This is a genomic window from Spirochaetota bacterium (assembly GCA_004297825.1).
In the GTDB taxonomy this organism is placed as follows: domain Bacteria; phylum Spirochaetota; class UBA4802; order UBA4802; family UBA5368; genus FW300-bin19.
On record SCSX01000019.1, the window covers coordinates 77096 to 88760 of the forward strand.

The window sequence follows — 11665 nt, forward strand, 5'->3', positions numbered from 1 at the left end:
GAAGACATGCCCGGCACCGTGGATACGGAAATGCGCAAGGGCGACAAGAAGGACCTCCCGGGCCGGGCCGGGTCGCGTGAAGACCGCCCGGTCATTGTGGCGGACGAGGAGCCGGCCGCGGAGAGCGAGGAGGCCGAGATGCACGGGCTCTTCGAGGCGGTCCTGTTCCTTTCCAACGACCCCCTGCCGCTTTCGTTTTTTGTGAAAAACCTGGGGGTCGATTCCACCCATGCCAAGATAATCCTTGATTCCCTGGTCGACGAATTCGAGGATCGTCACGGCGGACTGAAGCTCGTCCAGATTTCGAACGGGTACCAGTTCGTCACGGATAGCCGTTATGCGGAAAAGCTCCGCCGGATAATGGGCTTTACCAGGAAAGAGGGTCTTTCCAAGGGCATGCTCGAGACGTTGTCCATCATCGCCTACAAGCAGCCGGTGGTGATGGCGGAGATCGAGGAGCTCAGGGGGGTCTCGTCCCGAATGATGGTCGCAAATTTGATGAAGAGGAACCTGATCAAGCCGGTGGGCCGGAAAGAGCTGCCCGGACGGCCGCTCGCCTACGGGACGACCGACGAGTTTCTCCGTTACTTCGGGCTCAACAAGCTCTCCGACCTTCCGCGTCTCTCGGAAATCAAAGAATTCTCGTTCGAAAGCGAGGAGTAAATGAGCGACGGATACGACGATCTTGACAAACAAATCATTGACCTCATATCGCGGCGTTTCGCCGCGTACATCGAGGAGTTGAAGCGGACCGGTGCCGATGCCTCCCAGCTTTTCGCGCCCGCCGACAGGGGCAGGCTTTTCGAAATGATCGAATCGATGAACAAGGGACCTCTCTCGAGCGAGCTGTTCAAGCGCATCTACACGGAGCTCCTGACGCACGCCTCCGACCTCGTGAAGCCGGTGACAATCGCCTATCTTGGACCCGCAGGGACCTTCACCCACCTGGCCCTGCGCGATATTTTCGGCGAAACGGCACAGGCGATTCCCATGAAGACGATACACGACGTCTTCACCGAGGTGGAGACGGGTCGCGTCACCTGCGGCGTCGTGCCCGTCGAAAACAGCACCGAGGGCGCGGTAACCTATACCCTGGACGAGCTGCTCGATACCGACTTGAAAATAGTCGCGGAAAAATCCCTTCGGATTTCGTACAGCCTGGCCTCGGTGGCCAAAGACATGAAGTCGATCAAGAAGCTTTATTCCCATCCGCAGTCGTTCGGCCAGTGCAAGGAGTGGATCAGGAAAAACCTTCCAAACGCGGAATTGCATCACGTGAACTCGAACGCACTGGCGGCGGAAACCGCTTCATGGGACAAGCTTTCCGGGGCGATTACCTCCGAGGTGAGCGCGGAAATCAACAGGCTGAACGTGCTTGCGACCGGCATCGAGGATTCGAAGCAGAATCACACGCGCTTCCTGGTGATCGGAAGGACCGACAATCCCCCCACGGGAAGAGACAAGACCTCCATCGTGTGCGCCCTCAAGGACAAGCCGGGGGCGCTCTACAACATGTTACAGCCCTTCAGCGATGCGGGGATTAATATGACGAAGATCGAATCCCGGCCGGACAAGAAAAAGATGTGGGAGTACAATTTTTTCATTGACTTCATCGGTCACAGGAATAGTAAGGACGTCGTTAAAGTTATCGAACAAATGAGGGATGACCTTATATTCCTTAAGATTCTTGGGTCATATCCGATCGAAAACTAGCACACGCCCGCGAGGCGCGGGGATCACTCGCCACCGGAGTCCGATATGCTCATTGTACTCAAGCCGAACGTTTCCCAGGAAGAAGTCGACCATATAGTCGATAAAATCAAGTCGCTCAAGCTTCAGCCTCATGTGTCGCAAGGTGTTCATCGGACCATCATCACGGTGATCGGGGACGAGGATGTCCTCCGCGAACAGCCCCTTGAGGCCCTGGCGGGCGTCGAATCCGTAAAATCCATCCTGAAGCCGTTCAAGCTCGTCAGTCGCGAAACGCACCCGGACCGCACCGTGATCAGGGTGGACGACGTCGAAATAGGCGGGAATAAAATTGTGGTGATGGCGGGGCCCTGCTCGGTCGAGGGCGAGAAGGCGGTTATCGAACATGCGATGATGGTAAAGAAGGCGGGGGCGAGCATCTTCCGTGCCGGCGCGTACAAGCCAAGGACCTCACCGTATTCATTCCAGGGTTTCGGCGTCGAGGGGCTTAAATTTCTTGCGAAGGCGAAACGGGAAACGGGCCTTCCGATCGTGACCGAGGTTATGGATCCGCGCGACGTCGGCGTGGTCGCCGAGCACGCCGACATTTTGCAGATAGGCACGCGAAATATGCAGAACTACAACCTGCTAAAAGAGGTCGGCAAGATCGACAAGCCGGTGCTCCTGAAGCGGGGCATGAGCGCAACCGTCAATGAATTCCTGATGTCCGCGGAATATATTCTGTCCAACGGGAATAAAAAGGTCGTTCTCTGCCCGCGCGGCATACGGACTTTCGAAGATATTACGCGCAACACCCTCGATGCGGGGGTCGTGCCTATCATCAAGGACCTGAGCCATCTCCCGGTGGTGTGCGATCCGAGTCACGCGATGGGCATCAAGGATTACGTACCCGCCGCGGGGCGGGCCTTCATCGCCGCGGGCGCCGACGGCCTTATCCTGGAGGCGCACCCCAATCCCGAAGATGCGCATTCGGACGGCCAGCAGACAATCGATTTCAAGACCCTTGTTGACCTTATAGCCGGACTCAAGAAACTTGCACAGGCGCTCGATCGGGATATTTATTGATGTTTTCCCGAATCGCGGTCTTCGGACTGGGTTTGCTTGGCGGATCGATCTGCCGGGGTCTCAGAAGCATATCGCACCAGGGCGAAATCATCGCATTCGCGCGCGATCCCGGAAAGCTCGGAGACGCGCTGCGCGGGCGCGTCATCGACAGGGTGATCTCGATGGAGGCCGCGCGCCTCGATGGGATCGATCTCCTCATTATCTGCACCCCGGTATTTCACTCGATCGAATTGTTAAACACCATCCTGAATGACAGCGGGCTCGGTGCGACCTCGCTGGTGATCGACGTGGGGAGCGTCAAGTCGCCCATCGTCGAAGCGGCCCTGGCCAACCCAAGGGCCGACAGGTTTGTCGGGTGTCACCCGATGGCGGGTTCGGAAAGGACGGGATACGGGGCGAGCAGGCACGACTTGTATAACCAGGCACCGGTGATAATCACCCCGCACGCACGCAATGCGCGGGGGGATATAGAAAAGGTGGCCGGGTTCTGGCGGTCTCTCGGGGCCGTGGTGGTCGAGGCGGAGGCATCGTTTCATGACAGCGTCGTTGCCCGAACCAGCCACCTGCCCCATCTCCTGGCTTGTTCCGCAATGCATGCCATCGGGGGACTGGCGGAATCAATGGGGCCCGGCCTGACTAATTTCATGGGAAACGGCTTCCGCGACGTTACACGGATCGCGGCCGGTTCCCCCGAGATGTGGGCGGATATCTTCGCGGCAAATGGTACGAATATCGCGGCCGCTGCCCGGGACACTATCAAGATTATCGAGGACGTAATCGCCCGTATCGAAGCGAACGGGGACCCGCGGATGATTGCGGATTTTTTCGACCGCGCGCGGGAGCTTAGGAAGGGAATTTAGCGATGGAAGGCAGGCGTCTTGTGGTCGCGGTGGATGGGCCCGCCGGGTCGGGGAAAAGCAGCGTGTGCAGGGACGCGGCGCGTCGGCTGCATCTGCACTATATCGATTCCGGCGCGCTGTACCGGGCGATCACCTGGTACCTCCTGAGAAACAGGGATTCGTTACGGACGGGGGTCGATTATGCCGGGGAGATTAAAAACCTCGTCATTGCGCAGCGCTTTAACGATGATGGAACCGTGAGCACCTTTGTGAACGGTGATGACGTATCCGGCCCCATACGGAGTGAAATGATCGCGAAAAATATCGGCGTGGTGTCCGATGATCCCGGCATTCGAGGATTCGTTAACGCGCTTCTGCGATCCTGGGCGGGAAGCGCATCGATCATCATGGATGGGAGGGATATCGGCACCGTGGTCTTCCCGGACGCGGATGTTAAAATATTTCTTGACGCTACCGCGGAGGTACGCTCTCTGAGGAGGGTCAGGGAGTATCAGGGACAGGGAAAAACGGTTGACGCAGAGGCTATAAGAAAGCAGATTATCCAGAGAGACTTGGAGGATACCTCGCGTCCCTTCGGTCGTCTCGTCAGAGCGGACGATGCGCATTACCTGGAAACCTCCTCAATGAACAGGGACGAAGTGGTGGAATATCTGGTCGATTATATCTCCGGCAGGGCGAGATGAACAGCATCTCCATGAATCAGCGCTTTTTTTCATCAACACTATAGACGCAAGGGTTACGGCTCATGAGCGACGCACGTGAAAAGACCGATGAACAGATCAGCATGGAAAACATCGCCAAGAGCGCGCTGGAATCCATCCCGCCCCGTAAGATGTTACAGGGAGAAATAGTCACCATAGACAACGATTTTGTTTATGTCAACGTGGGGACAAAGTCCGACGGGCGGGTGAGCCTGGAAGAATTCAAGAACCGTCCGGCCGTGGGAGATGTTATCGACATAATGCTGCAGAACAGCCGTATGGTTGACGGCATGTACATCTTCTCGCACGAGGCCGCGCTCAGGGAAAAAGGCTGGCAGACGTTCGTCGACCTGGTGAAAAGCGGCGCCCAGCATGTGTCGGGGACCGTACTCAGCTCCAGCAACAAGGGCGTAATCGTCGATGTCGAGGGGATTCAGGCTTTTCTCCCCTTTTCGCATGCGGGTGATGTGAAGGTAAAAAACAATGCAAGCGCCGGTCTTACGTTCACCTTCAAGATCAAGAGCGTCGATGAGAAAAAGAAATCACTGCTCCTCAGCCGGAAAGAATACCTGGACGAGCAAAAGGAAAAATTCTGGAATAATCTCGCCGCCTCGTTCAAACCCGGCGACCGGATCACCGGCAAAGTCACGAAATTCGTCGATTTCGGGGTGTTCGTCGATATCGGAGGGGTCGAGGGACTCCTGCATAAGAACGATATAACCTGGAAACGTGTTTTCAAGAAGAAGAACATTATTAAAGTCGGCGAGGAACGCGAGTTCGTGATACTCGATATCAATCGCCCCGAAGGGAAAATTTCCCTGGGATTGAAACAGCTCGTGGACGATCCCTGGACACATATCGATGAGAAGTACCATGTGGGCGACAGGGTGAACGGGCGGGTGGTCACTATTGTGAACCAGGGCGTGTTCATGGAGATAGAGGACGGCATAGAGGGTTTCCTGGGCGCGCATGACGTTTCGTGGACCAAGAAGATGATTTCCACCAAGGACACGTTTGCGAAAGGGCAGGTGATCGAGGTAATGGTCACGTCCGTCGACTCGAGGGAGCGAAAGCTTGCACTCGGGCTCAAGCAGATACTTCCGAATCCGTGGGACAGCATTGAGCAGCGCTTCCCGGCAGGTACCGTCCTGAAGCGCCAGGTGAAAAAGGTGGTCTCCTTCGGGATGTTCGTGGGAATAGATGACGATATCGATGGCCTTGTCCACCAGTCCGACATCAGCTGGGAAGATTCATCGAGGGATCCGGCTCACTCCTACAAGGCGGGCGACGAGGTCGAATTCAAGATTCTCGAAATTCGCCGGGACGAGATGAAGATATCGTGCGGTATCAAACAGCTCACTCGTTCTCCCTGGGAGGCGATAAAGGAAAAATATCCGCCCCGGTCGCGTGTATCCGGTATCATCTCCGGCGTCGTGCAGTTCGGTGTATTCGTGAAGCTCGAAGGCGATGTGGAGGGCCTCGTCCACGTATCCGAGGTCTCCCGCCGCAAGATAGAGAATCTCGAGGATAAATTCAAAACCGGGGACCAGGTTAGCGCCGTAGTCCTGGGCGTCGACGTCGACCGAAAGCGGCTCTCCCTCAGCATAAAGCAGCTCGAGGCGGCCGAAGAAAAGGAAGTACTCTCCAAGATCCTCAATAACGCCGGTTCCTCCCGCGTTACCATCGGCGATCTGATCAAGATGAAGCAGGGAGAATAGGCGCGGACAATGGAATCCAGGGAAATTGAAATAAGGCGAAACATCGTCGAAAAAGCCCTCATGACAGTCAAGGACTACGTGAGGCACCATCGAAAACAGGTGGCATACGGTGCGGCCGGGACGCTTATCGGCGCCATCTTCGTTATGAGCATGGTTGTTTACTATGACCACAGGGCAAGCACCGAGCTCGTTCAGTTCGAACAGGCGCTTGACAAGTATCGCGCGGGCTTTCCGGCGGACGACAGGGAGCGTGGGGCTGCCCTTGACAAGGCTGCACAAGAGCTCGCTGCTATCGTCGATTCTTCTTACTGGGGCTACGTACACGAATTCGGATATTATATAATCGGGAACCTGTTCTTTGCCGAGAGCAGGTACAAGGAATCGAAAGACTACTTTCTCAGGTTTACGGATAAAAACCCGGGATCGTTTTTCGCCCCTATGGGACTCCAGCAGGCGGCTCGTTCATGCGAATACCTGGGCGACGTTAAGGGGGCGAAACAGATATATGTCGTGATCGAGAAGGAATACGGCAAAAGCGCGATTTCAGATCAGATTTCCTACGATCTCGGACGATTAAGCGAGCAAGAAGGCGATCATTTCAAGGCACGCGAGTATTTTAACAAGGTTGTCTCTGAATTTCCGCGCTCCCCGTTCGCGCAGAAAGCCAAGGAGAGGATCATGCTGCTGGGAGTCGCGGAGAAGAAGGATACGCGGCCCTGAAGAAATTTCCGTCTCTTGTGCCGGCAAAAATTTCTTCCCTTGAATAAATTGCTATTGACATAATGGGGACGTAAATATAACTACACCTATCTTTCAATCCACCTGGTTAGAATTGCATACTGTCGACATTCGATAAATATCAAGATATATGGAGTTAGGCCGTGGCTGTTCCAAAGAGAAGAAAATCAAAATCAAAAAGCAGGATGCGCCGCTCACATGACGCCATTGGTGCTCCGAACCTGCGTCCCTGTCCCAAGTGCGGCGCGTACGCACTGCCCCACAGGGTGTGTCCTTCGTGCGGATATTACAAGGACATACTTGTAGTAGCACCGAAAATAAGAACCAAAGAAACCAAGTAGTCATACCCGCCGCGCGGAAGGGAGCCCGGGTGCGTTTGCGCACATCCTGTGCCCCCTGCCCACGGATGACGCAGAAAGGCTTGACAGCGAATGCTTCATGGGTATATTGGTGCAGGTTTTAGCGCCCGTGTGGGGTCGCGCCGGTAGAAACGAGAGAATGCGGAGGAGGGGTCATGTCGGTTGATTTCGAGAAGATAAAAAAGATCATCGTAGATCAGCTTGGCGTCGATGAGTCCGAAGTGACCGAAGACGCTTCTTTCATGGACGATCTCGGCGCAGATTCGCTCGACACCGTCGAGCTCGTAATGGCCCTTGAAGAAGAGTTCGGAATCGAGATACCGGATGAGGATGCGGAAAAGCTCCAGACCGTCGGGGATGCCCTCAAATATATCCAGTCCAAGCTCAAGTAATACGCCGGTCAGCGGAACACAGCCTTCCACCCGCTCATGACAACAGAGGAAAAAGACCCCAGGCTCAAAAAGAAGCAGCGCGTTCGGCAACTCACACACTTTCAAAACAATACCAGGACGAAATTCAGCGACAAGCGCCTGTTGAACAGGGCGCTCACGCACCGGTCGTACATAAACGAGGCGGGTCCGCACGTGAAGGACAACGAGCGGCTGGAATACCTGGGCGATTCGGTGCTCGCGCTCGTGGTGAACGAATACCTGTTCAAGAGATTCGAAAAATATGTCGAGGGCGATCTCGCAAAGATCAAGTCCGCCGTGGTATCCGAAGCCACCCTCTCAAAGGTCGCCAAGGAGATCCAGCTGGGGGATTTTATCCTGCTGGGCAGGGGAGAAGAAATCAGCGGCGGGCGCAGCCGAAACTCGATTCTTGCGAACACCCTGGAAGCGGTGATTGGCGCGCTCTACCTTGATGCGGGCCTGAAGGAAAGCAAGAAATTCGTACTTTCGCTCCTCAAGAAAGACATCGAGCGGATCGACAGTGCTTCGTACTATCGCGATCCCAAGACCACATTGCAGGAGTATGTTCAAAAAAAATACCGCGAGAAGCCCGTCTACGAGGTAGTCAAGGAATCCGGCCCGGACCACCTGAAGGAATTTACCGTAACCCTTATTATCAATGGCGTGCGGATATCGAGCGGATCGGGGAGCAGCAAGAGGAAGGCGGAGATGGAAGCGGCGCGCGCGGCCCTTGAGGCGATGCTGGCCGGGACGGAAAATCCATGATCCTTGGGAAAAGCAAGCGTCCCAGGATTCGCGTAGCGGGAATCGTGATCGAAAGCGGTCGTGTCCTGCTGATCGCGCACCAAAAAGCCGGCAAGGTTTACTGGCTTCTTCCCGGCGGCGGCGTCGAATATACGGAGTCGCTTCCCGACGCGCTTGCGCGCGAATTCAGGGAGGAGTTGCAGCTGGATGTGCAGCCGGGCGATATCGCCTTCGTGTCCGATTCAATCAATCCGGCGAGCGGGCGCCATGTCGTGAACATTTGCTTTCATTGTGGAAAGGCCGGCGGCAGGATAACCTTGGGCAAAGATCGCAGGCTTCACAGTTACGGCTTTTTCACCGCCGAACAAGTTTCCCATTTGACGATATTCCCCCCGGTAAACGACGAGCTTGTCGCCGCGCTCGGGCGCTCATCCCACGGGAGGGTGTACCTGGGGGCGCGATGGATGGACCTGTAAGGCGCGTTCGGGTACTCGGCGACTCCGGGTACGACGTGGCCGTCGGCTCAGGCGCCCTTGGGGAACTGGCCGCCGCGATGGATCGCTTCGCGGGAGCGAGGACGGCCCTCGTGATCTCCGAAACGGTGCGCCGCCTGCACGGGGAGCGCCTGCTTCACCTCTCTGGGGAATGGGACCGGCACGTGTTTATAATGCCGGACGGAGAAGAACATAAAAGCCTCGATTTCGCGAAGGGCGCCTTCGAATGGATGCTGCGCGAGGGCCTCACCCGTAAATCCGTGGTGATAGGCGTGGGGGGAGGTGTTGTCGGGGATTTCTCAGGCTTTCTCGCAGCGCTGTTCATGCGCGGGCTTCCGGTAATCCACGTTCCCACCACGCTGCTCGCCATGGTCGACTCCAGCGTGGGCGGCAAGGTCGCGGTAAATATTTCCGCGGGGAAGAATATCGTGGGAGTGTTTCATCAACCCGCGTTCGTGGCGGCCGATATTTCCCTGCTCGCGACGCTCCCGGACCTCGAATTAAAAAACGGACTCACCGAGGCCGTGAAGCATGCGCTTATCGGCGACGAGCCGCTGCGCGCACTATTTGACCGTACACGCGCTGCCGACATGCGAGTTCCTGAGGTTCTCGACGAGATCGTGTACCACTCCGTGCGGTTTAAAGGCTCGATCGTGGAGCGGGACGAACGAGAGGAGGGGATCCGCGCGATTCTCAATTTCGGACACACGGTCGGGCATGCCCTGGAATCGCTTTCCGGGTACAGGGGCATCACTCATGGCCAGGCGGTCGCGCTGGGAATGAAGGCGGAAATCCTGGTTTCACGAAGGCTCGGGATGCTGCGCGAAGACGATTGCGCACGGGCGCTCGGCCTTATCGACAAGTTCGGACTTGCCGAAACCCGGGTGAGTTTCGGCGCCGATGAAATCGTACGCCACATGCGCTATGATAAGAAAAATTCGGGAGGCTCGATACGGCCGGTGCTCCTGGCCGGGCCGGGAAAACCGGTATTCGACATTCCGGTGGAGGAGGGTATACTCGCGCACACGCTGGGTGCGCTGTTCGGTTGACGGACGGCACGCCCGAAACCACGCGGGGAAACGCAATGAGCGCGCTCAATTTTTCAATTGAAGACCGCGAAAACGTGAAGATCGTACATCTCTCGGGCCCCATCTCGAGCCTTACCAGGGCTGATTTCGAGATATTGGTCGAGGACCTGCTCCTCAAGGCGAACGTGATATTGAACCTGGCCCGCGTGAACCTTATCACCGTATCGGGGCTCACGAGCATGGTGGACGTGAGCGTGAGCGCCCGCAAGAAGGGAAAACGCGTGCTCGTCCTGGGCATGAAGCCGGAGCTCATGAAGACCGCCGACACGCTGGACATCTACGATCATTTCATTTTCATCGAGACGATAGAAGAGGGGCAGCTCAAGCTCAAGTATTACACCTGATGCGGCCCTACGAGAGGAAATGAACCTGCGGCCTGCCGCTGTAGACGTTGCGCGAAATTAAAACATCCACGTCGAAATATTTTTTTATGAGATCGGCGTCGAGTTCGTCGGGCGCGAGGTCTTCCGCGAATTTGCCCCCTTCCATCACAAGGATCCTGTCGGCGACCTGGGAGGCGAACGAGATATCGCCGGTCGCGAACAGGATCGACTTGTCGCCCCTCATGGTATAGCGCTGGATGGCACGGAGAAGGATCGCAGCGCCATGCAGGTCGAGGCCATCCGTAGGATTGTCCAGGAGAAGGTAATCGGCCGATCGCGCGAAGGCGAACGCGAGGAGCGCGCGCCGTTGCGCGCCGCCCGGGAGCTCGCCCAGCGAACTATCGGCATGAATGGCGAGATCGAAGGACTCGATGCATTCCTGGGCCGCTTCCCTGTCGAGGGCTCCGAATGACCGCAGGCGCCCCCGATAAGGAGCACGGGACAGCAGGATAAAATCGGCCACGCGCTCGTCCGGGTTCGCGGGGAGGACGCCGCTGTGCAGCACGGTTTCGCGATTACGTTCCGCCGGGCCGAGCGCGCGCATCGGGCGATTATGTAAAAGCACCTCTCCGTCGTAGGTGCGCCGCGTCCCCGACAAAATGGAAAGCAGCGTGCTTTTTCCCGACCCCGAGCGCCCGATGATGGCGGTGACGGCGCCGGTCTCGAACCGCGCGGACAGGAAATCAAGGATCATCCTGCCGCCGCGGGCGTACGTGAGATCGCGGACCTCCATCATACCGGAGAACCCTCGCCTCGAAAGCGGTCGACCGCCATACGTCCCAGCGGAACGCACAGGGCCAGGAGGGCGATGTAATAGGCGTCGGCATGGTCCGATACAAAAAGCAGAAGCAGGGTAAGCGCGATTCCCGCACACAGCGCCGAAGCCCCCGCCATGCCTCCCCGGGACGATGCGCGGCCGAACAGGACGGATGCGGGAGCCGCGAGCCAGCCCGCGCAGAAGAACATGCATGCCGAGAGAACGCCGGTTGCCGCAAGGTGACCGGTCCGAGCCCTTCCGTACGACAAACCGGTCAGATCGAAATAGTCGGGCCCGAGCAGGAAAAGCGCGATCTCGATTCGGAAGGCGAAAATGAGGATGTATCCGGCCAGGATTCCCGCCAGGACGAGCGCCGGCGCGATGAATGACGCGGTATGCATCGCGCCGTAACCGAGAATGAGGTTCCCGGCCGCGTGCGTCGCCGCCTCGGTTCCCGCCGCGGTCAGGAAGAACAGAGCCAGGAAAAGAACCGCGTTCATGACCGCACCCGTGAATATGATTTCGCGGGGGCGCAGGGAAAGGAACCGGAAGAGATAGAGTCGCGCGAGAACGGAGACGCATACCATTACCGGTACAAGCACGGCCGGAAGGGACGATATGAAAAGGATTGCGATCAC

At 57.1% G+C, this 11665-nt stretch carries 14 protein-coding genes; 13 read left to right on the forward strand and 1 reads right to left on the reverse strand.

Annotated elements, in window-relative coordinates; translation table 11 throughout:
• Positions 1-138 precede the first annotated feature (138 nt).
• From scpB to EPN93_04400, 13 genes are all read left to right on the forward strand, one after another.
• Entirely contained in the window at positions 139-663 is a 525-nt protein-coding gene (gene scpB / locus EPN93_04340) for an SMC-Scp complex subunit ScpB (protein TAL38750.1), read from the forward strand.
• Positions 664-1713 carry a prephenate dehydratase gene (gene pheA / locus EPN93_04345; protein TAL38705.1) on the forward strand — a complete coding sequence of 350 codons (1050 nt, stop codon included), beginning with the start codon at positions 664-666 and terminating at the stop codon, positions 1711-1713.
• 45 nt (positions 1714-1758) lie between these two features.
• On the forward strand, positions 1759-2775 hold the full coding sequence (gene aroF, locus EPN93_04350; protein TAL38706.1) for a 3-deoxy-7-phosphoheptulonate synthase: 1017 nt from the start codon (positions 1759-1761) through the stop codon (positions 2773-2775).
• Positions 2775-3635 carry a prephenate dehydrogenase gene (locus EPN93_04355; GenBank protein ID TAL38707.1) on the forward strand — a complete coding sequence of 287 codons (861 nt, stop codon included), beginning with the start codon at positions 2775-2777 and terminating at the stop codon, positions 3633-3635. The genes aroF and EPN93_04355 overlap by 1 nt, the downstream gene beginning before the upstream one ends.
• 2 nt (positions 3636-3637) lie before the next feature.
• The gene (cmk, locus tag EPN93_04360; GenBank protein TAL38708.1) at positions 3638-4318 is read left to right on the forward strand and encodes a (d)CMP kinase; all 681 of its coding nucleotides are present in this window, start codon (positions 3638-3640) and stop codon (positions 4316-4318) included.
• A gap of 62 nt (positions 4319-4380) precedes the next feature.
• Positions 4381-6054: a S1 RNA-binding domain-containing protein gene (locus EPN93_04365; protein ID TAL38709.1), complete on the forward strand. Its 1674-nt coding sequence runs from the start codon at positions 4381-4383 to the stop codon at positions 6052-6054.
• Between the two features lie 9 nt (positions 6055-6063).
• On the forward strand, positions 6064-6774 hold the full coding sequence (locus EPN93_04370; protein ID TAL38710.1) for a tetratricopeptide repeat protein: 711 nt from the start codon (positions 6064-6066) through the stop codon (positions 6772-6774).
• 161 nt (positions 6775-6935) lie between these two features.
• Positions 6936-7133, forward strand: coding sequence for a 50S ribosomal protein L32 (gene rpmF, locus EPN93_04375; protein TAL38711.1), 198 nt, complete (start codon positions 6936-6938; stop codon positions 7131-7133).
• A gap of 173 nt (positions 7134-7306) precedes the next feature.
• Positions 7307-7543: an acyl carrier protein gene (locus EPN93_04380; protein ID TAL38712.1), complete on the forward strand. Its 237-nt coding sequence runs from the start codon at positions 7307-7309 to the stop codon at positions 7541-7543.
• 36 nt (positions 7544-7579) lie between these two features.
• Positions 7580-8326 (forward strand): ribonuclease III, encoded by a 747-nt coding sequence (gene rnc, locus EPN93_04385; GenBank protein TAL38713.1) that lies wholly within the window; start codon positions 7580-7582, stop codon positions 8324-8326.
• On the forward strand, positions 8323-8781 hold the full coding sequence (locus EPN93_04390) for an NUDIX hydrolase (GenBank protein TAL38714.1): 459 nt from the start codon (positions 8323-8325) through the stop codon (positions 8779-8781). Before rnc ends, EPN93_04390 begins: the two co-directional genes overlap by 4 nt.
• Entirely contained in the window at positions 8766-9848 is a 1083-nt protein-coding gene (gene aroB, locus EPN93_04395; GenBank protein TAL38715.1) for a 3-dehydroquinate synthase, read from the forward strand. Before EPN93_04390 ends, aroB begins: the two co-directional genes overlap by 16 nt.
• 35 nt (positions 9849-9883) lie before the next feature.
• Entirely contained in the window at positions 9884-10231 is a 348-nt protein-coding gene (locus EPN93_04400) for an STAS domain-containing protein (protein TAL38716.1), read from the forward strand.
• Between the two features lie 7 nt (positions 10232-10238).
• Here EPN93_04400 and EPN93_04405 read toward each other — a convergent pair whose 3' ends face one another.
• Positions 10239-11609: an ABC transporter ATP-binding protein gene (locus EPN93_04405; protein TAL38717.1), complete on the reverse strand. Its 1371-nt coding sequence runs from the start codon at positions 11607-11609 to the stop codon at positions 10239-10241.
• Between the last annotated feature and the right edge of the window lie 56 nt (positions 11610-11665).

Coding starts and splice junctions, on each gene's coding strand:
- EPN93_04355 (TAL38707.1), top strand. CDS start 2,775: ATGTTTTCCCGAATCGCGGTCTTCGGACTGGGTTTGCTTGGCGGATCG.
- EPN93_04400 (TAL38716.1), top strand. CDS start 9,884: ATGAGCGCGCTCAATTTTTCAATTGAAGACCGCGAAAACGTGAAGATC.
- EPN93_04380 (TAL38712.1), top strand. CDS start 7,307: ATGTCGGTTGATTTCGAGAAGATAAAAAAGATCATCGTAGATCAGCTT.
- aroF (TAL38706.1), top strand. CDS start 1,759: ATGCTCATTGTACTCAAGCCGAACGTTTCCCAGGAAGAAGTCGACCAT.
- scpB (TAL38750.1), top strand. CDS start 139: ATGCACGGGCTCTTCGAGGCGGTCCTGTTCCTTTCCAACGACCCCCTG.
- EPN93_04405 (TAL38717.1), bottom strand. CDS start 11,609: ATGCGTCTCCGTTCTCGCGCGACTCTATCTCTTCCGGTTCCTTTCCCT.
- aroB (TAL38715.1), top strand. CDS start 8,766: ATGGATGGACCTGTAAGGCGCGTTCGGGTACTCGGCGACTCCGGGTAC.
- EPN93_04390 (TAL38714.1), top strand. CDS start 8,323: ATGATCCTTGGGAAAAGCAAGCGTCCCAGGATTCGCGTAGCGGGAATC.
- cmk (TAL38708.1), top strand. CDS start 3,638: ATGGAAGGCAGGCGTCTTGTGGTCGCGGTGGATGGGCCCGCCGGGTCG.
- pheA (TAL38705.1), top strand. CDS start 664: ATGAGCGACGGATACGACGATCTTGACAAACAAATCATTGACCTCATA.
- rnc (TAL38713.1), top strand. CDS start 7,580: ATGACAACAGAGGAAAAAGACCCCAGGCTCAAAAAGAAGCAGCGCGTT.
- EPN93_04370 (TAL38710.1), top strand. CDS start 6,064: ATGGAATCCAGGGAAATTGAAATAAGGCGAAACATCGTCGAAAAAGCC.
- EPN93_04365 (TAL38709.1), top strand. CDS start 4,381: ATGAGCGACGCACGTGAAAAGACCGATGAACAGATCAGCATGGAAAAC.